The sequence below is a fragment of the Hyphomonas sp. TMED31 genome, from assembly GCF_002172815.1.
Taxonomy (GTDB): domain Bacteria; phylum Pseudomonadota; class Alphaproteobacteria; order Caulobacterales; family Hyphomonadaceae; genus Hyphomonas; species Hyphomonas atlantica.
On the sequence record NZ_NHCK01000041.1, the window covers coordinates 1 to 24,488 of the forward strand.

Below are 24,488 nucleotides of genomic sequence, written 5' to 3' on the forward strand. Positions count from 1 at the left end.
CGTGAATTTTCAAGCCAGTCCTTGCGGACTTGATCCACGATGTCGTCGAAGGGAATGACCGTGGCGGGTGTCGAACTTTCCAGCTTGACCAAATGAAGGCCAAAGGCGGAGGGGAGCGGACCTTGCCATTCATCTGATACGCTTAATTCAGAGAGTTCATTTGCGAACTCGCCCCCAAACTGCCGTGCGACCTCCCGAAGGGGCACATCACCATATTGGCGCTGCAGCATGAACGGGTCTCCGAGATTGTCCAAGGCGGTTGCCGATGAGGCGTTGAGCTGTGCGAGCGTATCGGCGGCATCTGTTTCGGGGCCGTCGCCGCGCACATCGGGGCTGAAATAGATGTGTGAGAATGTGAGGGTCGCGGGGGTTGTAAAACGCTCTGTATGCGTTGCGTGCCAATCCAGCATCTCATCACGCGTCGGTTCCGGGTCTTCTGCCAGATCGGACACGACAAAGCTCATCTTCTGGGCAAGTCGACGCGTGATGATCGTATCATCCCTGTCCAGTCCCAAGCGCCTGGCTTCGCGTGACAAGGCCTCGTCCCGCACCAGATCGGAGACCATCGCGGCCATGTCCGTTTCACTCGGCAGTGCGCCTGCTTCGGATGTGTATAGCGCGGCGAGACGTTCAAGCTCACCCGTCATCACGAAAATCGTTGAATCCGCCTTGTCTGACCGGTTCTGCCAGACTGAATAGGCGACAAAGATCAAGGTTGCCGCCAAGACGAAATGAGTCAGCGGATCGCGAAGTAATTTCACTGAAGTACCAATCCTTACTCGCTGGGGATGTACCAGATTGGCGAGGTGTAGGCCCGCTCCTGAATGGTTTGTGGTACATCAGGCCGAGGGGGAACGTTAGCTCGCATGGCTTCCCATGTCGACCAACGGCAACTCGGATTTTCCANGACNCGAACATAGTAGGTTGCGCGCCTTTCCGGATCGAATTCCGGATCCTGCCAAAGGGCTTTCAATTCGCCTGCGCCGTCGCCNGTTGGGGTGCAGGTTTCCATGTCGACGGCTGCGCCATTGTCGGTGCAACGGTGTGTGTCGGGATCGGGCGNTCCATCNTGGCAAGCCACATCATAAACGGCTTCGCCTTCTGAGGTNACCTTGATNATTTGAACGCGCTGCAGTGCGCCCATATTCGGATCGCGCTGTGCCCAGGCAAGGAATGTCGGGGCTGTACCATTGCCCACCAGATCGCCGCCCATCGGCACCCCGCCATCATAGGCAAGTCGGGTGAGATTGGAGTCAGACAACATGTCGTCGGAATAGTCGAACCCGGCAAAGAAGCGGACTTTCATCCGGGGGCCTGTGGTGGCGAATGTTTCTTTGCGGCGGAATGCGTCAAAGATGGATTCCCGCGTGTTTTCTTCCGCCCAAACGCCCGTCAAGCCAGACGCGCCCCAGCGCGAAAACCACTCTCGTGCATTCTGAACAATCTGATTGTCTGGTTGTTCGTCCCAGCTCTTTGTACCGAAGAAGGGGACAGATCCACGCGCCATTGGCGTGCCATCGACAATGCCAACCTTCGACCAGTAATCATTTTCGGCATAGGCGCCGCCGATAACATGACTGTCAGATGCCGCGACCAGGCCGAAGCGAAATGGATCAAATCCTTGCTCTTCCTGCAGTTTCAATCCGTTGCGATACGCTTCCCGGACGTAGCTGCCTTCGGTCTTGGAAACTTCGTAGGAGGCAAGCAGGCGATCATAAATCTCGAAGTCTGCCCATTCGTCGTTTGGCGAGAGGGCAGGGTGCGTTTCGCTGGTGCCTTTGACTTGCGTGACTTCGACAAGCGGCTCATTGCGCATGCGCTGCTCTGCATAGGCGGCATCAAGTGGGTCGCCATTATAAGTCTGCAGTCGGAACATGAGTCCATCCGACACATTTGGATTATGCGGGATGGCAATGGATTCGTATCCTTCGGCGCGCTTGGCGTCCATCCAGTCCCAAAGGTCTTCGGGGTTGGTCGAGTCGAGCGTTGAGAAAGCCCGGTCAGGCGCGTCGCCCTTGAAGAAGACGTTACGGTGGAGGTTGCCGCCAGCGAAGGAGCCTTGCTCTTCATTGGCCGCAACGGACGTGTATTCATAGGCTGCGAATGTTGTGAACTCACCAGGTACATAGTGCCGGTCAGCCGCAGCGACATTTTGCATCCAGACCGAATCCATCACGTCCGTATCATGCATCTCCGCGATCACTTCGCCGGAACGGACAGATGCGCCAACCCCCTGGAAGGCCGCAGTGATCCGGCCCGGATCGGTTGAGAACATGTCTTTTGCGCGGGGAAGTTCAGACAGTTCCGTGCCGGGCGTATTCATGGCGGGCAGGATGCCAAGATACTCGGCGTGGTCTGTCACTGTGTAGAAATCAAGCGGACCGCCGGCAATGGTCATGTCAAAGCCGGAAGGGTGGGTGATCGTGTCCCCACGTGCAAACCGGTATGCATCATCGGCGGTCCTGCGAACATTGAAGATATACGCATCAAAGCTCGACCGGGTGTGGATATGAAGATCACCGAAATAGGCATTTCGGTCTTCATTGTATCCAGCTGTCCGCTCGGTCGATTGAGCATCTGTTTGCGTTTCTGCGGTATCGGATTCCGGTGCAGACGATTCTGGCGCAGGGTTACTGCACGCAGCCAAAGCAATCGCCGAAACGGCGAGGCTCAGATATCTCTTCATGTTTTCCTCCCAATGGGCAGGTTTCCTGCTCTCATTGGTGGAAATAGTGCGCCGTTATTACAGATGTGTCCAGCTTGACGCCCGGTAAAGACTAGACGGGGCTGATGTCGGTAATCTTGTATGTAAGGGGTGTTTCACCGTGGCTGGCGATGGTGACATATTCGCCTTCCTTGAAGACATGATCACCAAGCCGGTAGCCGGATTCATCATCGCCCTCATCATCTTCATCATAGTGAAAGAACCAGCGGCTGCCCCGATGGGTCAGTTTGCCGGTGGCGTGCTCATCGGGATCCGGGCTGAACCGAACGACATGGCAGGCATCACGGTGCGCCCGCCAGGCTTCAAGATCAATCTGCCCGGACGTGTCCAGCGGAGCGACCAGCGTGTAGCCCTGACCGGCGTCGCCGTTCGGCAGGCCAGGATTGCGGGCAAGTTGGAGTACAATCTTGGACAGGCTCATGTCTGAGTCTCCTTTAGTGGGCCAGAGCAAGTGCGGGGGCATGTTCCGCGTTCAAAAGGCGCCGTGTCGTGCCACCGAAGATCCGCTCAGCCAGACGTGAATGACCGTAGGCGCCCGCAAGGATCATGCTAGCATTCGTGCCTTTGGCCATGGCGAGCAGTCCAGATGCGACTTCACCTTCGATTTCCATCAGGCGCGATGAAATACCCTGCAAGAGAAGCCAGTCGGAAAGGGCCTCCGGGGCGGCAATTTCCCTTTCAGGATCCTTGTTCAGATCGTCTGTGTTCTGTGCGATGATGACATCTCCAATTGCGCGGAGGAGAGGCAGGTGGAAGCGGACAGCGCGTGCGGCGCCATTGCTGCCATCCCAGGCGATGATCGCCGGACCTGACATGTCGGTCGATGTTCCTGCCAGAACAACAGGCAAGTGTGCGTCCATTAGCACATGGTCAAAACCGATATTCAGCGGTTGCGAGGCATCTGTGGCCGCACGCGGAAAGATCACTGCATCAGCCAGAGCCGCAGCGTTAGCCGCAGCGCGTTCGACAGTGTTCACTTCGTGCTTGAATTCGCAAGTGACGTCGTCGACGCCCTGCTTTGCCGCCTGAAAGGCTTCGCGGGCGTTGGCGAGCACTTCTTCCTGCATGTCGAAGATGGATTGAGTGGCAACGCCGGTCAGTCCCGCAGCTTCCGGTGTCGCGATCACCATCATGGCAGAGTTCGGATCGGGAAGGGCGCACAAGGCACGCACTGGAACGTTCATGCGACGGGCCAATGACAGCGCAGTCTCTACGGTGGCACGGTCGGTCTCAACCGTTCCCTGCAACATGGCTACTACGGACATTGTCTCACTCCTCGTGTCGATCAGCTTCGATAGGATATGTGTAACATCTATCGCAGAGAACGAACTAAGTGAGACTACCTAATCTGTTCGGCCAATCCGTTGGCGGGCGATCCGGTCTGCCACATGGTTGGTCGGCTCGTTTGTCTCAAGCGCCGCGTCCAGGACTTCTCCAAGCGTTTCCATAAGTGTGTGGACCTTGGCATCTACCCATTCACGCGAATAGGTGCCGGATATCTCTGCGCATACATTGATGATCCCGCCGCCATTGATGACATAGTCCGGCGCATAGAGGATTCCCCGGCGACGGAGCAGTTCACCCATTTCAGGCACGATCAGCTGATTGTTCGCGCCCCCGGCNATGGCCTTCACACGAAACCGCTCAAGCGTCTGCTCGTTGACAATCGCGCCCAGCGCGTTTGGTGAGAAGATGTCCGCCTCGGCGTCATAAATCTCATCCGGCGCCACGATCCGTGCTCCGGTGCGGGATGACACGTCCGCCAGTGCCACCTGATCAATATCGGTGATGATCAGATTTGCGCCTGCCTTGGCCAGATGTTCGCAAACATGACCGCCAACCGACCCCACTCCTTGAACTGCGATCGTCCGGCCATTCAGGTCGTCGGTTCCGAAGGCACGCTTGGCGGTTTCGCGAATGCCCAGATAGATACCCATGGCTGTTATCGGGGAGGGGTCACCGCTTGCTGCGATGCCCTGGTCCAACCCGGCTACATGAGCCGTCTCTTCGCGCACGATCTGCATGTCGGCGACATCAATCCCAACGTCTTCTGCCGTGATGTATTTGCCTTGCAGGCTCTCCACCGCCCGCCCGAATGCGCGGAACAAGTCCTGAGATTTGTCGGTCTTTGCATTACCCCAGATGACTGCTTTGCCGCCGCCCAGTGGAATGTCGGCCATGGCGTTCTTGTAGCTCATGCCATGGCTGAGGCGCAGCGCGTCGCGCAGCATGGCTTCGCCGGTGTCATAATTCCACATGCGGCATCCGCCAGCCGCAGGGCCTCGCGCCGTTGAATGGATCGCGACAATCGCCCTCAGGCCGCTTGCCGCATCGTGAAACATGTGCACGCCCTCATGGGCATCGAAGGAAGAATGGTCAAACATGCGAGGGATCGTCAGTTGCAAATGAAACGAAAGCCGCGTGTAGGCCCTCGTAGTTGACCGCGTCAACAGGGCCAGCGCTCTTGGACTTGGCGTGAAAATGGCATATCTGCCGTGCCGCAGGCCACCAAGGGTCGCAATCNAGCGTCAGGAGCCACAGGAATACGCTCGAAAACCATTCAGATCACTCATCTGATGCAGACTGCTTAACCACGCAATGCGTTGACACCTCAGCAGGATTTGCAGCGTATCCTCCCGCCAGTCATGCAGCTTCGTTCCGTTTTCCTTGCCATTGGCATCATGACCGTCCTGCTCGGCATGGCGATGATTCCGTGCGCGTTGATCGACATGGCTGATGGTCGGCAGGAGACATATGTCTTCGAAGTCTCTGCATTTGGCTCAATTTTGATCGGATCGTGCATCTGGGTCTTGTCGCGCGGCGAAGTGGAGCGCTCAGGTCAGCGTGAAGGATTTCTGCTGACCGTCCTGGTCTGGGTATTTCTGCCCATGATTGCCGCGATTCCGTTTNTGGCGCTGGGCATGAGCTTCACTGACGCCATGTTCGAGTCGATTTCGGGCCTGACGACAACCGGCGCAACNGTGCTGACTGGGCTTGATGACATGCCGCGCGGGATCTTGCTGTGGCGGGCAATCCTGCAATGGATCGGCGGGATCGGTATCATCGTGACGGCCATTGCCATCCTGCCACAGCTAAGGGTCGGCGGTATGCAGCTGTTTGAACTCGAAAGCTCAGACATTTCAGGGAAATTCCTGCCGCGCATTACCGATATCGCCGCCTATCTCGGCCTCACATATCTGCTGATCTCGGTGCTGTGCGCGTTCCTCTATTACCTGACAGGCATGAGTTGGTTCGATGCGATTGCGCATGCGATGACCACGATGTCAGCTGGCGGCTATTCCACCCATGATGCCTCATTCGGGTATTTCAACGACACGAATGCGCCTTATGTGGCGACCTTTTTCATGTTCGTGGCGGGCCTGCCATTCAGCCTGCTGGCCATGCTGATGCTGCAAGGGCGCATTCGCCCGATGCTGTCAGATCCACAACCGCGCCTGTATGTGTGTCTTGCGCTGGCCTTCTCGACGATCATCGTGGTGTACCACGAAGCCGTTGTAGACCCGCCCGTCTTCGACCACATCTTTCACGGCTTCAAGGAAGCCCTGTTCAACATCATCTCGATCATGACAGGCACAGGCTACGCGTCCGCGCCCTATGATACGTGGGGGCAACCGGTCATGGTTGTGTTCCTCGGCGCGACGTTTGTTGGTGGGTGTGCGGGATCGGCAGCCTGCGGCCTGAAAATGTTCAGGCTTGAGATCGCCGCGAAGACCATACTCGCCTATTCCCAGAAAATGATTCAGCCCCATCGCCGAACGCCCGTGCGTTATGCCGGCAAGACCGTGGACGAGGAAGTCCTGCAGTCGGTTATGGTGTTTGTCAGCCTCTATCTGCTGACCTTCCTCGTCGCGGCAGCCTTGATCAGCCTTACGGGCGTGGATGCCCTGACGGCGATTTCAGGTGCCGCAACCAGCGTCTCGAATGTTGGGCCTGGTTTGGGGCCAATGATCGGGCCGTCGGGAACCTTCCAGCTATTGCCGGACTTTGCGAAATGGGTCTGCGCCATCGCCATGCTGCTTGGGCGGCTTGAGTTTGTGGCGGTGTTCGTGGTGCTGACGCGGCGCTTCTGGCGCGGTTAGGCCTAGTTCCAGGGATTGAACCGCTTGACCGGGCGTGGCGCCGGTGTCTCAGCTTCTGGCACTTCTTCCTCAGACGCGGCAGCCGGTTCCGGCGCGGCAACAGCTTCTGGTACGAATTCCGGCTCTGGTGCCGGGCTGTGTTGGGGCTCCGTCACGGGCTGAGGTCGGTCGTACTCTGCTATCGGTTCCACGCTCTCATCTGCTTCTGCGAGCGGCGTGTCGTGGCCCAGCCAGGTGGGAAGATCGCTGGTACCATCGATGACGACATCCGGCGCAGGTTCGGTTTCCTCGGGCGTGCTGGCCTCGACGGGAGCGGGCGGCTCAATAGAGTCCCGGGGCGCGGTGATGCCCGACAGGCTGAAGGACCGCATGGGTTCCGGGGAAGGTTGGGGCGCTTCGACGGTTTCGATTGGTTCGGGTTCTGAAGGCGCTTCGTCTGCGACTGGAGCCTCCGGAGAGCTGTCGACAGGACGATCCGGCGCAGGGGCTGTGTCGGTGCGGTACGCGCCGAGGCTGCTGCCATAGCCGCCACCGAAGAAGCCGCCAGTGTTGCCGAAACTGCCTTGCGGGGCAGGGGCTGGCTGTGGCTCAGGGTCATCAGCGGCTTCCGTCTCGGTTTCAGGCGCGTCGATGTCTTTCTCGTATTGCGGGGCTNGGTCTGCTGTTNTGTCTTCTGCGGGGTCTGCATCGAATACAGGTGTTTCGGGCGCGTCTTCGGATGTGGGGGTGAAGTTTCCAAACGGNTCGGCCTGNGCGTAGCCGGGCGCATCTGAAACGTCCTCAGAGAAGGCGGGCGCGTAGGCGTGGTCGGCTTGTGCTTCTACAGGTGCAGCCTCTTCCACGATGTCCGNAACGGGAGAATCTTCGGCAGGCTCTGGTGCCGTGTCTTCTGNTGTCGTTGTTGTGAATCCTGTGGGTGTGTAGCCACCGGCGGGCTCATTGAGCGGCGTTGGCTCTTCGATCTCTTCCAGCGCAGCAGGTTCGTCTTCCGGTGTCACGCTGAACGCATTGATCGCATCGTGTTGCGCATCGTCGCTCGCTGTCGCGTCGGTGTCGCCGTCTGTCGCGACGGTGTCGTCATATGTCGCCGTTTGTTCAATTTCGTCGCCGGATGTCGTCTCACTGTCGACTTCGGTCGCCGTCACGGCTGTGTTCTCGTCCGTCAGGATCTCGTCTTCCTGCGCCGCCTCTTCAGGCCCGGCAGGCGCAACCATGGAGGCACCATTGACCTGGTCAGCGAGGCTGGCGACCGCGAAGGTGATGTCTTCGGACTGGCTGTCCATCTCGGCATAGTCTTCCGCGTCGAGCGGGGAACTGTCATCGAGTGGGTCTTCGACACTGTCTTCGGTCACCTCGACCATTTCGACTGGTTCGTCGACCGGTGGATCGATCANCTCTTCAGCCGGGGCCTCCACAGCGTCCAGTCCGGCCANCACGGCGCTGATGGCTTCTTCCGCGCCGCGCGCATGGCGTTTGGCTTCGCGGTACAATTCTTCGACGAATTGCGCATAGGGGCGGCCCTCTGCGTCGATCTCATCAGCAAATTCGGNCGGGCTGCAGGTCTCTATTTCGCGGCCCTGGGAATCTGTCAGCAGCACCGCNTGGGGGTCGGCTGTCAGCGTGACCCGATATCCTTCGGTGTCGTGGGTGATGTTCCCATCTTCGCCTTCCTGCCACGCCACTTTTTGCCGGCGCGTCATGTCGCCGAGCTTGTCGATCAGCCGTTTGGTCGATGGGTGTAGCATCAAGACCCGCCTTTCTGTTTGTCCCGCGCCTGCGTTTCTATCAATTACAAGCTGCTAGGCGAATGATCAAACGTCCAGACGCGCCAAAATCATGGAAATGGCGCGAAATCCGGCAGGTTACAGTTTCCGCTGAGTTAATCGGCGGTCTGGGGCAGCTCTGGCAGGAACATCATGCGCGCAAGAACGGGTTGCGACGTGTCGCCATTTGTCGCGAAGCCCCACTGAAAGCGTGCGCCCGTGTCNCCNCTTGTGCAGATCAGGAGCCCTTCGGCCTCATCCACGCCGTCCTGACAGGTTTCTCNCTGTGCATCGGTGAGCTGGTCGAGCGTGAAGCTGCCCACGCGTTCGCCGCCCGGACCGGCAACATCCGGGTGCGTGGTCGTGACACGCTGGACCTGGCCAAGTGACCAGTCAGGCTCCAGCACAAAGGCGGCTTCGGCCTGGCTGTCGGCGACAACTTTGAAGACCGGATAGGTCTGGCCTTCTGCCTGCATCTGGTCCGGGACGACCTCAAAACCGGGGAAGGCGGCGCGGATGGCATTTGTATTGAAGGGAATTGCGCCGGACAGGGATGCCGCGCCATCCGGGCCAATGGTCGCGAGCGGCGCTTCAGGAAGCGAGGCCTCCTTCGTTTCGGCCTTCACTCTGGCGACATCCTTCAGGAAATCCTTCACGGGTTCCCCTTCTACGACGGAAAGGTCTGTTCGGAATCCACGGACCACGCCATTCGGATCGACAAGCAGGTAGGACGGCGTCCATTTGATGGCGAGCGCGTCGCGCAGGCTGGCATCTTCATCGAGCAGCGTTGGATAGGAGTATCCCTTGTCCTCGAAATAGGCGCTGACAGAACCGTACTTTCCGTACATGTCAGACGGCGTCGCGCGATTGGCGTTGGCCGGCGTGTGGATGGACAGGAAGCCGAGATCCGGATCCTGCTCGATCGCGGTGACCAGCGCAGCGACATAAGGCGCGTCGGCCATGCAGTCGCCACACCAGATGCCCCAGACGTCGATCACATTCCATGTGCCGTCCAGCGAGGCCGGATCAAATGAGGTGCCGTCCGCCATCTGGCCGGTCAGGGCGGGCAGGGGCTCTCCCAGGAGAGCATAGCTGTAGGGCCGGCCGTCTGCGTCGCGCGCGATGGTTTCGCCTTCGCGAACCGTCGCGGTTTCCGGTGCGACCGTGTTGGAGGTGATGAAGCCCGTTGCAGCGTTCGGATCCGTGCTGACGCCGTGATCGGCTTTGTCTGCTCCTTGCCCGCAGGCTACAAGTGCGATCAGGCTGGCGGCAGAAATGAATTGGCGGATCATGATGGCTCCAGTTCGGGCAAGTCGATGGGCTTCAACATAAGGTCTTGTCCCCAAAAGGAAAACGCCCCGAACCGAAGTTCGAGGCGCTCGCAGCCTTCAAACTGAAGAGGATCAGCTGAAGATTTCGAACAGGCCGGCTGCGCCCATACCGCCGCCGATACACATGGTGACAACACCATATTTCGCGCCGCGACGCTGGCCTTCCATCAGAAGGGAGCCGGTGCAGCGCGCGCCGGTCATGCCGAATGGGTGACCGATGGAGATCGATCCGCCATTGACGTTGTACTTTTCCGGGTCGATGCCGAGACGGTCGCGGCTGTAGAGGCACTGCGATGCGAAGGCTTCGTTCAGTTCCCACAGGTCGATGTCGTCGACTTTCAGGCCGTGACGCTCCAGTAGGCGTGGAACAGCGAAGACCGGGCCGATGCCCATTTCATCCGGGTCACAGCCAGCAACGTTGAAGCCAACGAAACGGCCGAGCGGCTTCAGGCCACGCTTTTCGGCTTCCTTGGCTTCCATGACGACCACAGCGGCGGCGCCATCGGACAGCTGGGACGCGTTACCGGCGGTCACGTATTTGCCTTCCTTGACGACCATGCCGCCAGAGAAGACCGGCTTCAGGCCAGCAAGGCTTTCATAGGTCGTGCCGGGGCGGTTGCACTCGTCACGGTCACAGACGACTTCCTGGAAGGTTTCTTCACCTGTTTCGCGGTTGACCAGTTTCATCGTGGTCTTCAGCGGAACGATTTCCTCGGCCATGTAGCCTTTTTCCTGGAAGGCAGCGGTGCGCTTCTGGGATTCAACGGAATATTCGTCCTGATACTCGCGGCTGACGCCATACCGATCCGCAACGATCTCGGCGGTCTCGATCATGGTCATCCAGATCGCAGGCCACTTCTTCATCAGTTCGTCTTCGGTGTAGCGGTGCACGTTCATGTGGCCGCTGCGGGAAACCAGGGAGAGGGATTCAACACCGCCGCCGATGGCAACCGGAGCGCCTTCATTGATCACGGTGTGCGCGGCGTTCGCGATGGCCTGCAGGCCGGAAGAGCAGAAACGGTTGATCGTGGCGCCAGACGTGGTGGACGGGCAGCCAGCCCACAGAGCTGCGTTACGGGCCACGTTGTGGCCGGTTGCGCCTTCTGGCTGGGCAGAGCCGAGGAACACGTCTTCCACGGAAGCGGCCTCGATGCCGGCGCGGTCGATTGCGCCCTTGATGGCATGGCCGGCCATCGTGATGCCGTGCGTGTTGTTCAGGGATCCGCGGCTGGCTTTCGCCATGCCGGTCCGGGCGTAGGATACAATAACGGCTTCGCGCATGAGCTTTCCTCCAAGATAAGCGTCGTTGTTGCGGCGCACACTAATCAGCAGAATTCCGCAACGCCAGCCTTACCTTAGCGTAAGCGGAACGCAGAAACTGCATTGTGATCGAAAAACCCGTGCGAGCAGGGGGCTGAAGCCCGTCCGAATGAAACCTAGTTCTCTCCCGGTTGATACTTGAAAGACCAGGTCAGCGAGTAGATCGGATCGTCGTCAAGGCTGGGTACGGGCTGTTCGAACGGCTGGGCCATTTCAAGCCCCAGCGAGGCATAGGTCTTCCATTTCAGGCGTACACCCAGGCCGGCTGATCCAAGCGTGATATCGCGCAATNCGGTGCCAGNTGCGTTCANNGATCCGCCGCCATAATCTGCAAAGGCATAGATCTCGCTATTCTTGAAATCGCCATCGCTGAGCGGCCGATAGGCNGGNTCGATCAGGCCAGCATAGCCAGTGTCGAACGCCACCAGGCCGTTGCGAAAGCCGCGACCATAATTCGTGCCGCCAATCAGAAAACGTTCATTCGCAGGCAGGGTGTCATTCGTCCACTGTCCGGTGAGGGACGCGCGCAGGAACGTACGCTCCCCGAATTTCTGAACCAGCCGCCCGGTGCCGCCGAGCTTGCCGAAATCGAGTGATGCACCGGGCGTCGAGGTCTCGGCACCTTCAATATCCACCCCGCGGGAATAGAGNANNCTGCCTGTCAGNAGGCGTGTCTTTGCTGACTTGCGCGCAGACAGGCCNAGGCGGGCTGCNGTGACTTCGTCATTGGCGATGACCGAGCCNAAGGCNGCATTCGAACTCATTGTGTGATCGATCCGTAGGCTGGCCGAGACTTCATGCTTGAAGTCCAGGAGGATCGGGTGGGTCAGACTCGCCGACAGCCGCGTCGCTTCGCCTTCAATGGGCAGCGTGTCGGGTTTTGTTTCTTGGTACACAGCGGCGACATCCAGCAATGTTCCGCGCAGGCCGACAGNCGTGGCATAGGTCAGCTGCGCGGACCGGGCCTGTTCGCCATCGCTCGCGACCGAGACTTGNCCGGAAAGCTTGTCGCCTTCCCGGAGGAGGCCGTAGACGGTTCCGCCCGCTGCGATGCGCCCGGTATCGATCAGGCGGGATTCGCGACTGTCGAAGCCGGCATAGAAGCGGTTCTTGCGAGGTTCGATGTCGAGGATGAGNTTGGTGNCGCCTTGTTCTCTGGTTGTGCCAAGGCGGGGGGTGACCTTCAGGCCGGGCACGCGCCGGACGAGTGACAGGGCGCGCTCATAATCCGTACTCGAAGCAGGCTGCTGACCGACAAGGGGCGCCACATAGCCTGCGATGAGCGGGCTTTCCGTCAGCTCACCATCCTTCCGGATGATCGCCTGTTTTACATAGCCTTCAGCTATATGAACCCGCACCACGCCCTTGGAAAAATCCTGCACCGGAACCGCCAGAGAGAAGAGCGCGACAGGAGAATTCTGGTACGCCTCCGACATGGCGGCGGCGAGAGCTTTGAGAGTTTCTTCGTCCGTGGGCTGACCGAGAAATGCCTCGGCCGCGAGCGCGACATTTTCCGGAACCTCGGAGCCGACAAAGTCAATGACTTCAATGCTTGCCTTCGTCTTTTCAGTTGGCGTCGAAACGTCGAGCCGGCCGCGTATTTGAGGCGCTTCGAGTTTGGGTGGTTCGGTCTCAGGTGGTGAAAACCCCGGATCGAGTGAGGGATCAGGATCAGTCGCGGAGCTCTGAAGCCCCGCGGCTGGNAGTGGCAGAAGCATCGCGCTCAAAAGCACGAACGGCACTGCGATATGAGCGCGATGTTTCATGTCTTGGCCTGGGCTTAGCGTCCGCCGCCCAGTCCGGAAAGCAACCCGCCAAGGCCGCCTTCGCTGTCGTCGTCAGAGCTGCCGGTGACANCGTCCAGAAGGCCTGCTTTCCCTTCGCCGGAGAGGAGGTCTTCCAGCCCTTCCTGCAGGTCTTCGCCTGCGTCTGCCAGCAGGTCACCGGACGAGTCGGGATCCAGCAAGTCGGTCCCGCCGAGCGTGTCCTCCACGCCGCCAACAACATCAACTGTCGCGACGCCGGGGATTTCCAGGCCACCCTCACTTTCAGGGGCCAGGTCGACATTCAGCAATGTGTCGTCGCTCGCGACGCCTGCTTCGAGAAGTGTGCCGGATGCCTGCTCTTCAGACAGGACACTGAGGCCAATGAGGCCAGCCTCGCCGTCTCCGCCGAGCGATTCGGACTGGTCGAGCAGGTTCACCGAGGCCAGGGTTGCTTCGCCTTCAATGAGATCGCCTTCACCTCCGATGACATCCACGCTGGCCACGCCCGGAATATCGAGCCCGCCATCGCTGTTTGGNGCGAGGTCTGCGTTGAGGAGCGTGTCATTGCTTCCNACGCCGATTTCGCCNAGCGTTCCGGATTGTTGGTCGGCTGCCAGAATGCTCGTCCCGATAAGGGAGTCAGAGCCGTCGGCACCGCCCACAACATCGGCCGCGCCAACGCTTGCGGTCAGGATTGGCGACGGCGCTTCAAGCACACCATCCACCAGGGGTTGTTCCCCATTGCCAAATCCGCTGAGTGCGTCGCCTGTCGCGGTGACGGTGTCTGCCGCTGCGACAATGATGTCGCTGACGACATTGCCGTCCGAACCGCCAACTCCTGCCGCGAGCTGCTCACCCGTTTCTGACAGGGTATCGCCAAGCGAGACGGCAGGCTCACCAATGACAGGCGGGGATGTGGACGGGTCGCCCAGATTGGCCAGCAGGCCTGTGCCGCCGATGCCGTTATCGCCTGTCAGGCCGCCCACGGCGATCATGCCAGCCTCGCCGAGTCCGAAATTGCCATCCTGGCCGTCCATGCCGTCCATTCCGTCGGCGCCATCAGTGCCATCCCGGCCATCAATGCCATCGCGTCCGTCTGCGCCGGGCGCTCCGCGTTCACCCTGCGGGCCAGCCGGGCCTTGTTCGCCCTGAGGGCCAGCGGGACCCACTTTGCCAGCCGCGCCGGATGCGCCGGGGGTGCCGATACTGGCATACCGTTTGGTCCCGCTGGAGTTACATGCGGTTGCCATCAGCAGTGCGCCAATGGCGGCGGTTGTAATGAGGTGTTTCTGCATTGAGGTCGTCCTCCTTTGTAGCCAGCGGCTAAGGGATCGGGCCTTTTCGGCCCTTGTACTGGCCAGCAATCAAAGGGTGTTGGAGACATGTTGCAGAGGCATTTCGAGATCCTGCCATTCCGCGAGACCTCATTTACGTTTCGATAAGAAGCCAAGCGTTTCCGCGTCAGGTCAGCCGCGGTTTCCGTCTTCGAAACTTGCCAGAGTCCACTCTGCAAACTCAGACAGGTTTCCGCTACGGAACTTGAATCCTGCAATGCCTGCTGCACGCGCAGCGGCGATGTCGGTATCCTTGTCGCCGATCAGGAAACTTTGTTCACGTTTGACCGGAAATTCAGCCATCGCCGTCAGCAGCATTCCGGGATTGGGCTTTCGGTCAAAACTTTTTTTCCGATAAAGCGGGTTCTCACCCTCTTCGTGGAAGGGGCAATAATAGACCTTATCAATGTTAGCGCCTTTCATCGAAAGTTCCGCCAACATCCAGTCATGAAGCGTTTGCATATCGCTTTCGGAATAATAGTTCCGGGCGATGCCTGACTGGTTTGTCACGACGAATACGAACCAGTTTCGCGCATTAAAGGCTGCGATCGTTTCCGCCGCGCCGGGAATCCACTCGAAGTCCTCGATGCGGCTGACATAGCCCTTGTCGACGTTGATCACGCCATCTCGATCTAGAAACAGGGCTGGCCGGGAAGCAGTCATTGGATCGGTCTCTGCCCGTCCTCCCGCCAAGTTGCAACTCTCCCATTGGGGGGAATTTGCTGGACCTGACCGGCAAAAGCAGATTTCCTTAACCATGGAGGGGCCGAAAGAGCCCCCCGAAATGCCTTAAGGGAGGGCGTATTATGGAAAGTATCTTACCACTCATTCTGAGCGCGATTGGCGGGCTAGTCATTGGACCGTTGGTTGCGCGCCTTGGCGGCGGCGGTGGCACCGGGGGACTTATCGGCGGCATTGTTGGCGGCATTGGCGCGCATTTCGGACTGGATGCGGCAGGTATTCAGGTGCTGGGAGATGCGGCAGCTGATCCTGCATCCCTGATGAATATTATCAACTCGCTGCTCGAAGGCGGCGTGGGTGGTGGCATCGTTGGCGTGCTGGCCGGACTGGTCATGAAGCCGAAGGGCTGATCTCGCTGCGAAATCCAACGGACGCCGGCCCTGTCAGGGGCCGGTTGTCCCGTCATCGTCGGGCAGGGCGCCCCGGTTCGCGATGACCCCCCGCTGAAAGGGAATGAGCGAGACTGCCGTCAGGATTGCGGCGAGCAGGAATGCCGCGCCTGCAAAGTGAATGCTGGATTCCGGACGGGTGAAGTAAAACAGCGCGCCGCTCATCAGGATCGGGCCGAAGATCATCGCGAACGAGTTCAGGCTGGCGGACGCCCCCTGCAATTCACCCTGGGCATTCTTGGGGGTAACAGTCGACATGAGCGCATTGAGGGCGGGGTTTGCCACGCCGCCGAGCGCGTTGAGCGGAATGATGAGATAGACGATCCATCCGGCGCCCGCGATCGCGAACAGGAAAAGCGATACGGCATTGATGAGGATGCCATACAGGGCGGTGCGAACCGTGCCGAAGCGTTTCAGCGCCTGTCCCATGAGACCGGCCTGCACGATTGCCGCGCCGACGCCCACAAGGCCCAGCGACAGACCGATATCGCGCGGCGTCCAGTCATAGCGGATCTCGGTATAGACCGACCATGTGGACGGGAAGACGGTGTGCGCCAGGAAGAAAATGCCTGCACAGGCAAGGAACCAGGACACGTGGGGCAGTTTGGAGAAGTGTTTCACCGCGCCGAACGGGTTTGCGCGTTTCAGGTCAAAATTGCGTCGGTCTTCCTGGTTGAGCGATTCCGGAAGCACGAATGCGCCATAGATGAAGTTGAGACCGGCGAGCGCAGCGGCGGCGAAGAAGGGCGCGCGCGGGTCGAAATCCCCGAGGAAACCACCCAGAACCGGGCCGAACACGAACCCGAACCCGAATGCTGCGCCCGTCATGCCGAACGCCTTGCCGCGTTCTGCCGGTTCGGTGACGTCGGCAATATAGGCGTTGGCCGTTGAGAACGTCGCGCCTGAAATTCCGGACAGGGCCCGCCCGAGAAACAGGAGCCAGACAGAGTTGGCAAAGCCCATGATCAGGAAGTCCAGCCCCAGCGTCGCGATTGAGGCGAGCAGGATGGGGCGACGGCCATACCTGTCAGACAGCGATCCCAGAACCGGCCCGAACAGGAAATTCATGATCGCATAAGTCGCGCCGAGCGCGCCGATATATAGTGTGGACTGTTCCGCAGAGATGTTGCCGAGTTCCTGCACCAATGTCGGAATCACCGGGATGATCAGGCCGAAGGCCAGCATGTCGATCGCGACCGTGATGATCACGAACATGAACGCGTTCTTGCCGTGGCGCTTCGTTGAGGCAGGGGAATCTGTCATGCGCGCATCTGGCCGTAGCGTCCGGTCTGGTCAATGCGTTTATGCGTCCACTTTATTGACCATGTCGCCGGGTGACGCCTTGCCGAGCAAACCGGGCTGTGGCCAGTCTGGGAAATGACCGATGGAATTCCCGTCACGCGTCGGCTCGTGTCCGCCCAGCGGGCTGACAATATTCGCCAAATGGTGCGCAGAGCAGAGACGCTCGGAGATGCGCCTGATGCGTCTCGGCTGGCGAGGCCGGACGACGCGCCGGCGCTCTATGCCCTGTTGTCTGATCCTGCAGTCCATGCACCGATTTACACGCTGCCGCGTCCGCTGACAGAGGCAAGTGTTCAGGCGTTCATCCAGTCCCATCTGGACGAACGGGAGGCGGGCACGGGCCTGCTGTTCGTGCGGGCGGCAGAGGATGGCCGCATCATGGGCTACAGTGATGTGCAGGTCTGGCCGCACTGGGCCGCGGGGGAGCTGGGCGGCGCGCTGCACCCGTCAGAGCACAATAGAGGGCAGGGCACACGCGGCGCGGCGGCAAGCTTCGACTGGATGTTCGAATCGCTCGATCTGGACCTGCTGTGTGAAACGGCCAGCCTTGAGAATGTGCCCACCCAGCGCATGCTGGACGGTATGGGCTTTGAGCGCAAAGGCGAGGTAGAAAGCCGTCGGCCGGACGGCTCGGCGCGACGGTCCCTCGTCTGGGAAATGACGCGAGATGCCTGGCGCGCCAGACAGGGGGCCGGTCAGCCTTAACAGCGCCTGCAAGGCCGGATAAGGATAAGGTCTGCGAATCCGGAGGGCCCGACACGTGCTGACCTATATCCTGCTTGGCCTTGTGGCCGTTCTCATTGTCGGGGGCGTGCTCATCTACAATCGCCTCGTCAGCCGGTCACAGATGGCCGACAATGGATGGTCCGACATTGATGTTCAGCTGAAACGCCGGGCGAACCTTATCCCCCAATTGGTGGAGACGGTGAAAGGCTATGCCGCGCATGAGCGGGACTTGTTCGCGGAGATCACCGAAAAGCGAACCCAGGCCCTGGCAGCGGGTGATGATCTCGCGAATCGGGGCGCGGCGGAAAGCGCGCTGTCGCAACCGGTTGCGCGCCTGATGGCTGTGGCCGAGGCGTATCCAGACATGAAGGCCAGTGCGAACTTTCTGGAGTTGCAGCAGGAGCTTTCCGAGACCGAGGACAAGATCGAGATGGCGCGGCGTTTCTACAATGGGGCTGTGCGTGAGCTGAACACCAGTATTCAGAGCTTTCCGGCCAATCTGCTTGCCGGACCGTTCGGGTTCCACGCGCGATCATATTTCGAAGTCGACATGGCCGATCGCGCACTGCCCGAAATCGATATGGGGAGCCGGTCGTGATGCTGCGCCTTTTCGCGGCATGCCTGGCCGCCAGCCTGCTTGTGCTTTCCGCCGTCGCGGAAGAGCGGATCAACAGTTTCGACGTGGCCATCACGGTGGAAGAAGATGGCGATATTCAGGTGTCTGAAACACTTCAGGTTACATCAGAGGGCGTCCGCATCCGCCGGGGCATTTTCCGCGAATTGCCGCGATACTACGCCGATGATGAAGGGCAGCCGGGGGACAAGCTGCCCTACCAAATCAATGTAAAGCGCGTGACACGGGATGGCCGCAAGGAGCCCTATGCCGTGGAACGCGACGGCAATGCCTTCCGTATCCGGATCGGGGATGCGGATGTGTTCATAGATCGCGGCGCGCATACCTATGAGATCGAATACGAAGTAAAGAACCAGATCCGCTACTTCGACACGTATGACGAATTGTACTGGAACGTGACGGGAAACTATTGGCTGTTCCCGATAGATCAGGCCGCGGCGCGTATCACGCTGCCAGAGGATGCACGCGTGGTCTTGCAGGACGGATATACAGGCGGTTACGGAAATGCGGGCAGCGATTACGCCTATCGGCAAAGCGGCGGCGCCCATGTGTTTGAGGCAACGCGACCCTTCGATGCCGGAGAGGGCCTGACCATCTCGCTGGGTCTTGAGAAGGGCGTGATTGAACCGCCGTCATTTGCAGACAAGAGCGTGCTCTGGTGGTTCCGGTATGGCGCGCTGGGCATATTGCTCGCCTCATTCCTGGGTGTTCTGGGATTCCTGATGCGCAGCTTCCGGAAAGTCGGAGAAGATCCTCCGAAGGGCCCGGTCTTTGCGCGTTATGAGCCGCCAGAAGGGTTGTCTCCGGCTGCGGTGCATCACGTTTACTTCAGGGGCTTTCGCGGCCACGGGGCGCTGATCTCGACACTGATAAATATGGGCACAAAAGGCCTCGTGGATATTGATGCGTCAGAGAAGAAGTCCACTGTGCTGACCCGCAAGGGCGGTGCGGCGGCCACCCTGACTGCTGACGAGCAAAAGCTCGATAGCGAATTGTTCGATGGCAAGAAGACGCGCACGCTGGGCGGCAAGTATGATGCCAGCTTTACCACCTCCTACACCTTGTTTCGCAAGGCCCTGTCGCGGAAATATGGCAAGCCGTATTTCCGTTGGAATTTGAGCTATACACTTGTGGCCGTGGTGCTGACCATTGTCGGGGTCGCTGTGGCGATTACACAGACGGTCAATTGGTCCGTCTGGCATTTGGCGTTCATCCTGGCGCTCGCTGCGCTCAATGGCCTGTTCATGTATCTGATGCCGGCCCCGACGCCGAAAGGGCAGAAGATCCGCACAGAGATCGAGGGTTTCAAACTGTATCTGGAAACAGCTGAGAAGTTGCAGCTGAACTCGGTCGAAGTCGGCAGGGATGCACCGCCGCCCATGAGTGTTGAGCGATATGAGCGGTTCTTGCCTTACGCGATCGCGCTGGATGTGGAAAAGCCCTGGACGAAGTATTTCGAGGACACATTGCCGACAGAGGCGGCGTCGTATGCTCCTGCCTGGGGACATTTCGGCAGTCGTTCGTTCAGCAATGTCGGCGGCATGAATGATGCCGTCATGTCCAGCATGAGCACGGGTGTCAGCGCTTCATTGCCGCAAAGTTCCAGCTCTTCCGGTGGAGGAGGGGGCGGCTTTTCCGGCGGCGGCGGCGGCGGCGGCGGGGGCGGTGGCTGGTAGCTGCCTAGCGAGCGCCCGGTGCGTGGCGATCAAGGAAGGGCACGATAAGATCCAGCAGCACGGGGATCATTTTCTCCGGCATGTCGTGGCCCCATTTGTCGAGGATGTTTAACTCTGCTCCCGGAATACGGCGGGCGATATCCTCTCCGGCAGCCGGCTTGATCAGCGTGTCCACTGCGCCGTGCAGAACCAATGTAGGGTGCGATACGCGCTCCAAACGCTCATGCCATCGCGGCTGGGCCAGAATGGCTGCGTATTGCCGTGCGACGCCCATGGGGCGATCCGAGCGCGTCATGGCATCCATTGAAAGCTTCCGGATATCATCGTCTGAGTTGCGGATATCGGGATGCGATCCGTATGCCGCTGCAGACTTGACCGCCTGGTCCGCTATGGCTTCAGGCGTGCGTTCCGGCGGGACCGATGTAAGGGCCTCAATGGCAACCGGATCTGACGGGGGTAGGGACGGGTCACCCGATGTTGTCATTACCGGGATCAGTGTTCGAACTTTCTCCGGATGGTTCAGCGCCATGAGCTGAACGATCATGCCGCCCATCGACACGCCCAGTATGTCAGCCTGGTCTGCACCGAGGGCATCAACAAGGTTGGCGGCGTCTGCGGCCATGTCATCCAGAAGGTAGGGCACGCGTTCATGGACCGGTTCGCCCGCGGCAATGCCTTTGACGATGGTTTCGGGAGATGGCGGCACTTTGCCTGCCAGTTCCGTGCTCAGCCCGATGTCGCGATTGTCGAATACGACGACGCGTCGGCCGGCATCGGCCAATCCCTTCAGGAATGCTTCGGGCCACCGGGTCATCTGCCCGGAAAAGCCTGACACGAGCAGCATCAGCGGATCTTCAGGTGAGCCTGTCTCAGCGTACTCGATTTCAATTCCGTTGACGGCAATACGCGGCATACAAGATCCTTTAGCGGCTGAGTTCCTTCATCGCCTCATCCAGGCCTTCCAGCGTCATCTCAAACATGCGGTGCCCGCCAATCAGCTCACGGATCAGTTTGATGGAGCCGGTATATTCCCACGCGCCTTCCTTGACCGGGTTCAGCCAGACAAAGTTCGGATAACGCTCAACGAAGCGCTGGATCCAGATGCCGCCGGCTTCCTCGTTCCAATGCTCGACGGAGCCGCCTGCATAGGTGATCTCATATGGGCTCATCGTAGCGTCGCCAACGACGATGACCTTGTAATCGGATGGGAATTTGTTCAACACGTCCCAGGTCGGGATGCGATTGTTCATGCGACGGCGATTGTCCTTCCACAGACCTTCATAAGGGCAGTTGTGGAAGTAATAGTATTCGAGGTTCTTGATCTCGGACCGCGCAGCTGAGAACAGCTCTTCCATTACGCGGACATATGGGTCCATAGATCCGCCGACATCCAGCAGCAGGAGCACGGAGACCGTGTTGCGTTTCTCCGGGCGCATTTCGATGTCGAGATACCCCTTGCGCGCCGTGTTGCGGATGGTCTGGTCCAGATCGAGTTCATCATCAGCGCCGGTGCGCGCCCATTTGCGCAGGCGCTTCATGGCGATCTTGATGTTGCGTGTACCGAGCTCAACCGAGTCGTCGTAATTCTTGAATTCGCGCTTGTCCCAGACTTTCACCGCGCGGCGATGGCGGGATTTTTCCTGCCCGATGCGCACGCCTTCCGGGTTGTAGCCGTTGGCGCCGAAGGGCGATGTGCCACCCGTGCCGATCCATTTGTTTCCGCCCTCATGGCGCTTCTTCTGTTCTTCGAGCCGCTGTTTCAGCGTCTCCATCAACTTTTCGAAGCCGCCCATCGCTTCGATCTCGTCCATCTCTTCCTTGGTCAGGAATTTCTCGGTCATCTTGCGCAGCCATTCTTCCGGCAAATCCTGCACGTCTACCGCGTCGGCGAGCGTATCGAGCCCCTTGAAGACGTGGCTGAACACCTGGTCGAACTTGTCGATGTTGCGCTCGTCCTTCACCAGGGCCGCGCGGGAGAGGTAGTAGAAATCCTCCACCTCCATATTGATGACCTGCTTGTCCATCGCCTCCATCAGCAGGAGGTATTCCTTCAGCGTGACAGGCACTTTTGCTTCGCGCAGCTCATTGAAGAAGTTCAGGAACATGGGGCGGTCTCTTCGATTGGGTTCTCCTGAAAGATAGCGTCGCCGGGCCGCCCTGTCCAAGATGACGCTGGGAAAAGCAAAATGCAGCTTGACATGAAACCTTTTGGTTTCCTATTAGAAGGGAAACCAAAAGGTTTCCTATATGACTGATCCAGACGTATTCCGCGCGATTGCTGACCCCACTCGCCGCCAGATCATGGCCTTGCTCGCCGGCGGCGATTTGCGCGTGTCTGACATTGCCAGCCGGTTCGACATGAGCCGACCAGCGGTTTCCAAACATCTGGCCCTGCTTGAATCGGCCCAGCTGATCCGCGTTGAGCGCCAGGGCAGGGAAGCCATTAATTGTCTCAATCCCGACGGGCTGAAGCCTGTTGCGGAATGGCTGACCTTCTTCAGCCAGTTCTGGGACGACAAACTTCTCAAACTGAAACAGGCCGTGGAGGGATCCGATGACTGACGCCACTCTTACCAAAACCATATTCATCAACGCCGCGCCGGAACGGGTCTGGACCTATCTCGTCGAGCCGGAAAAACTGGCGCGATGGTTCCACGAGGCAGATTCGGACCTCAGCGCAGGCACTGACTATGCGCTGCTGCGCGAAAACCCGGACAAGCCCGACCCGAAGATGATTTGGGGCAAGGTTCTGGTGTCGGAGCCGCCTCATCGCCTGCGTTACACATTTACGCATGCGTTCCTGAATGGACACGAAACCATTGTGGACTGGACGCTGGAATCCGCATTTGGCGGCACACGACTGACACTGGTGCATTCCGGATTTGAAACGTTCGACGGTGATGTGTTCGACATGCTGACAAGTCACGACAAGGGCTGGGACCAGCATTTCGTTCGGCTGCGCACGGTGGCTTCCTGAGCGGCTTACTCATGCCCGGTTCAGCTGCTTCTTGCTAACCGGGCAGCATGAAATCCCTTCTGACCAGTTTGCTGTTCAGCATTGCCGCGTTCGGTTTGGACGCTGCACATGCGTTCGAACATCCGGCGTGCGGCACCGCTGATGAGGCGGCGTGCATGCTGGACGCGATCTGGTCGGCGGCTGAGCACTTGCCCGCAGAAAAGCAGAACCGGTTGAAGGCGCCGTTTTTGGAAACCGTGGCGAAGAGTGGCGACACGCTGTTGCTGCGGCACTGGCAGGCGCGGCTTGGCGCAGATCTGAGACGTGAGAAGGCCGTCGAACCCTATGCGAGGAAAAAGGCCAAGGCGGCTTTGTCGCGGGGGAATTGGACAGCATTTTTGCGCGATGCACGGGCAGGGGCGCAGCCTTTCAATATTGGCCGTCCTGAGATCATGGCAGAGGGCGCGCGTCTGGCACCGGACGCTCCAACCCGACGGCGCGTGGTTGATGCGATGTTCGAATTGGCCGGGCGTCCAATTGCAGCAAGCGGACTGGACCGGTCGTTTGAACAGGCCGATTTCGGTCATTCCCTCGCAGAACTGGCGATGGAGGCATGTGACTTGAGCAGTTTTGACCGGGCCATTGCGCTCACCGCTGATCCGGAGTCTCTACGCTATGCGCTGTGGCGGCGGCGGATTACCGGGCAGGCCGGAGCGCTGGCTGGGCGCATCCGGGCGGACGCGAATTCCGACGATACGCACCATGTTCGTCTTGCCCTCGACGGCTATGGACCCGTCCTCAAGCTCGGTTATTGCAATTGATGGGAACCTGAACCGGGTTCGCGCGTTACACGCGGATGGAGTTTACGCCCATTGAAGACCTGAAGACCGAAGTCGAAAACATGGCTTCAGCCTTCTTCAAGAGCCTGCCCAATCTCACCATTGCGCTGGTCATCCTGATTGTGACCCTGATTGCGGGCCGTATTGTCCGGGCGATTGTCTCGACGGCCATGCATCGCGCGCGGGTTCGGGACGCATTGGTGACATTGGCGCAAAACCTGATTTCCATCGCGGCCTGGATCGTCGGCGTTGCGATTGCGATGACGGTGATTTTCCCGTCCGTGTCGCCATCTGACATTATTGCCGGTCTGGGCCTGACATCGGTCGCGATCGGCTTCGCGTTCAAGGACGTGTTCGAGAATTTCCTCGCAGGGGTTATCATCCTTGGCCGCGAGAAACTTCGGATCGGTGATGTGATCGAATGCGAAGACGTCTATGGCCGGGTCGAGAGCATTTTGATCCGCGAAACCCATGTCCGGGAAACGGATGGCGAGCTTGTCATCGTGCCGAATTCGTACCTGTTCAAGAATCCGGTCAATATTGAAACCGACCGCACCCTGAAACGTCAGGAGCTCGTGGTCGGCGTCGATTATGATACCGACATGCGCAAGGCCAAATCGGTGTTGCAGGACGCGCTGGCAAGCTGTGAGTCGGTCGAGCAGTCTGAAACCATGGACGTGCAATGTGTCTCGTTCGGTGGCTCGTCCATCGATTTCAAACTGCTCTGGTGGTCTGGCAGCCGCCCGGCGGACCAACGCGCAACCTATGACGAAGTCGCCTTTGCGGTGAAGGATGCGCTGGACGAGGCGGGCATCACCATTCCATTCCCGCAATCCACGCTATCGTTCCGGGAAGAGGCTGTTCCAATTCCGTTGAAGACGCGGGT

General features: G+C 59.4%; 21 protein-coding genes. 9 read left to right on the forward strand and 12 right to left on the reverse strand.

Going from position 1 to position 24,488, the window contains the following annotated elements; genetic code table 11:
• The 5 genes from CBB91_RS06450 to CBB91_RS06470 all read right to left on the reverse strand — a co-directional run.
• On the reverse strand, positions 1 to 761 hold a 761-nt coding region (locus tag CBB91_RS06450; RefSeq protein ID WP_273012929.1), incomplete at its 3' end, for a peptidylprolyl isomerase.
• A gap of 14 nt (positions 762 to 775) precedes the next feature.
• On the reverse strand, positions 776 to 2,686 hold the full coding sequence (locus tag CBB91_RS06455) for a DUF3604 domain-containing protein (protein ID WP_273012931.1): 1,911 nt from the start codon (positions 2,684 to 2,686) through the stop codon (positions 776 to 778).
• A 91-nt stretch (positions 2,687 to 2,777) separates the two neighbouring features.
• Complete coding sequence (locus tag CBB91_RS06460; RefSeq protein WP_035550999.1) at positions 2,778 to 3,146, reverse strand: hypothetical protein; 369 nt, start codon at positions 3,144 to 3,146, stop codon at positions 2,778 to 2,780.
• 13 nt (positions 3,147 to 3,159) lie between these two features.
• Complete coding sequence (locus CBB91_RS06465) at positions 3,160 to 3,990, reverse strand: universal stress protein (RefSeq protein WP_081806104.1); 831 nt, start codon at positions 3,988 to 3,990, stop codon at positions 3,160 to 3,162.
• Positions 3,991 to 4,068: 78 nt separating this feature from the next.
• The gene (locus CBB91_RS06470) at positions 4,069 to 5,109 is read right to left on the reverse strand and encodes a Glu/Leu/Phe/Val dehydrogenase dimerization domain-containing protein (RefSeq protein WP_273012934.1); all 1,041 of its coding nucleotides are present in this window, start codon (positions 5,107 to 5,109) and stop codon (positions 4,069 to 4,071) included.
• 261 nt (positions 5,110 to 5,370) lie between these two features.
• On the opposite strand from CBB91_RS06470, the gene CBB91_RS06475 reads away from it, so the two are divergent.
• Entirely contained in the window at positions 5,371 to 6,825 is a 1,455-nt protein-coding gene (locus CBB91_RS06475) for a TrkH family potassium uptake protein (protein ID WP_273012936.1), read from the forward strand.
• 1,879 nt (positions 6,826 to 8,704) lie between these two features.
• Here the strand turns inward: CBB91_RS06475 and CBB91_RS06480 are convergent.
• From CBB91_RS06480 to CBB91_RS06495, 4 genes are all read right to left on the reverse strand, one after another.
• On the reverse strand, positions 8,705 to 9,880 hold the full coding sequence (locus tag CBB91_RS06480; RefSeq protein WP_273012938.1) for a redoxin family protein: 1,176 nt from the start codon (positions 9,878 to 9,880) through the stop codon (positions 8,705 to 8,707).
• A gap of 111 nt (positions 9,881 to 9,991) precedes the next feature.
• Complete coding sequence (locus tag CBB91_RS06485) at positions 9,992 to 11,200, reverse strand: acetyl-CoA C-acyltransferase (RefSeq protein WP_035551011.1); 1,209 nt, start codon at positions 11,198 to 11,200, stop codon at positions 9,992 to 9,994.
• Between the two features lie 155 nt (positions 11,201 to 11,355).
• Positions 11,356 to 13,005 carry a ShlB/FhaC/HecB family hemolysin secretion/activation protein gene (locus tag CBB91_RS06490; protein ID WP_273012940.1) on the reverse strand — a complete coding sequence of 550 codons (1,650 nt, stop codon included), beginning with the start codon at positions 13,003 to 13,005 and terminating at the stop codon, positions 11,356 to 11,358.
• Positions 13,006 to 14,471: 1,466 nt separating this feature from the next.
• Positions 14,472 to 15,002, reverse strand: coding sequence for an HAD family hydrolase (locus CBB91_RS06495; RefSeq protein ID WP_273012942.1), 531 nt, complete (start codon positions 15,000 to 15,002; stop codon positions 14,472 to 14,474).
• Between the two features lie 143 nt (positions 15,003 to 15,145).
• Here CBB91_RS06495 and CBB91_RS06500 point away from each other — a divergent pair, with 143 nt between their 5' ends.
• Positions 15,146 to 15,430, forward strand: a complete 285-nt coding sequence (locus tag CBB91_RS06500) for a hypothetical protein (protein WP_035551015.1) — start codon at positions 15,146 to 15,148, stop codon at positions 15,428 to 15,430.
• A 33-nt stretch (positions 15,431 to 15,463) separates the two neighbouring features.
• On the opposite strand, the gene CBB91_RS06505 is transcribed toward CBB91_RS06500, so the two are convergent.
• Complete coding sequence (locus tag CBB91_RS06505; RefSeq protein ID WP_273012944.1) at positions 15,464 to 16,732, reverse strand: TCR/Tet family MFS transporter; 1,269 nt, start codon at positions 16,730 to 16,732, stop codon at positions 15,464 to 15,466.
• Between the two features lie 114 nt (positions 16,733 to 16,846).
• Between CBB91_RS06505 and CBB91_RS06510 the strand changes: the two genes are divergently transcribed.
• From CBB91_RS06510 to CBB91_RS06520, 3 genes are read left to right on the forward strand one after another with little or no spacing between them, the layout of a single operon-like run.
• A complete protein-coding gene (locus CBB91_RS06510) occupies positions 16,847 to 17,476 on the forward strand; it encodes a GNAT family N-acetyltransferase (protein ID WP_273012945.1) in 630 nt (209 codons plus the stop codon).
• Positions 17,477 to 17,531: 55 nt separating this feature from the next.
• Positions 17,532 to 18,095, forward strand: coding sequence for a LemA family protein (locus CBB91_RS06515; protein WP_081806105.1), 564 nt, complete (start codon positions 17,532 to 17,534; stop codon positions 18,093 to 18,095).
• Complete coding sequence (locus CBB91_RS06520) at positions 18,095 to 19,807, forward strand: DUF2207 domain-containing protein (RefSeq protein ID WP_273012947.1); 1,713 nt, start codon at positions 18,095 to 18,097, stop codon at positions 19,805 to 19,807. The genes CBB91_RS06515 and CBB91_RS06520 overlap by 1 nt, the downstream gene beginning before the upstream one ends.
• 4 nt (positions 19,808 to 19,811) lie before the next feature.
• Here CBB91_RS06520 and CBB91_RS06525 read toward each other — a convergent pair whose 3' ends face one another.
• Positions 19,812 to 20,720 carry an alpha/beta hydrolase gene (locus CBB91_RS06525; RefSeq protein ID WP_273012949.1) on the reverse strand — a complete coding sequence of 303 codons (909 nt, stop codon included), beginning with the start codon at positions 20,718 to 20,720 and terminating at the stop codon, positions 19,812 to 19,814.
• A gap of 10 nt (positions 20,721 to 20,730) precedes the next feature.
• Positions 20,731 to 21,912 (reverse strand): VWA domain-containing protein, encoded by a 1,182-nt coding sequence (locus CBB91_RS06530; protein WP_035551027.1) that lies wholly within the window; start codon positions 21,910 to 21,912, stop codon positions 20,731 to 20,733.
• Positions 21,913 to 22,054: 142 nt separating this feature from the next.
• Here CBB91_RS06530 and CBB91_RS06535 point away from each other — a divergent pair, with 142 nt between their 5' ends.
• From CBB91_RS06535 to CBB91_RS06550, 4 genes are all read left to right on the forward strand, one after another.
• Positions 22,055 to 22,369, forward strand: coding sequence for a metalloregulator ArsR/SmtB family transcription factor (locus CBB91_RS06535; RefSeq protein ID WP_035551029.1), 315 nt, complete (start codon positions 22,055 to 22,057; stop codon positions 22,367 to 22,369).
• Complete coding sequence (locus tag CBB91_RS06540) at positions 22,362 to 22,784, forward strand: SRPBCC domain-containing protein (RefSeq protein WP_035551032.1); 423 nt, start codon at positions 22,362 to 22,364, stop codon at positions 22,782 to 22,784. Before CBB91_RS06535 ends, CBB91_RS06540 begins: the two co-directional genes overlap by 8 nt.
• Before the next feature lie 47 nt (positions 22,785 to 22,831).
• The gene (locus CBB91_RS06545; protein WP_273012951.1) at positions 22,832 to 23,584 is read left to right on the forward strand and encodes a hypothetical protein; all 753 of its coding nucleotides are present in this window, start codon (positions 22,832 to 22,834) and stop codon (positions 23,582 to 23,584) included.
• A gap of 35 nt (positions 23,585 to 23,619) precedes the next feature.
• Positions 23,620 to 24,488 (forward strand): mechanosensitive ion channel (locus CBB91_RS06550; protein WP_273012953.1); only part of this gene is annotated, 869 nt, incomplete at its 3' end.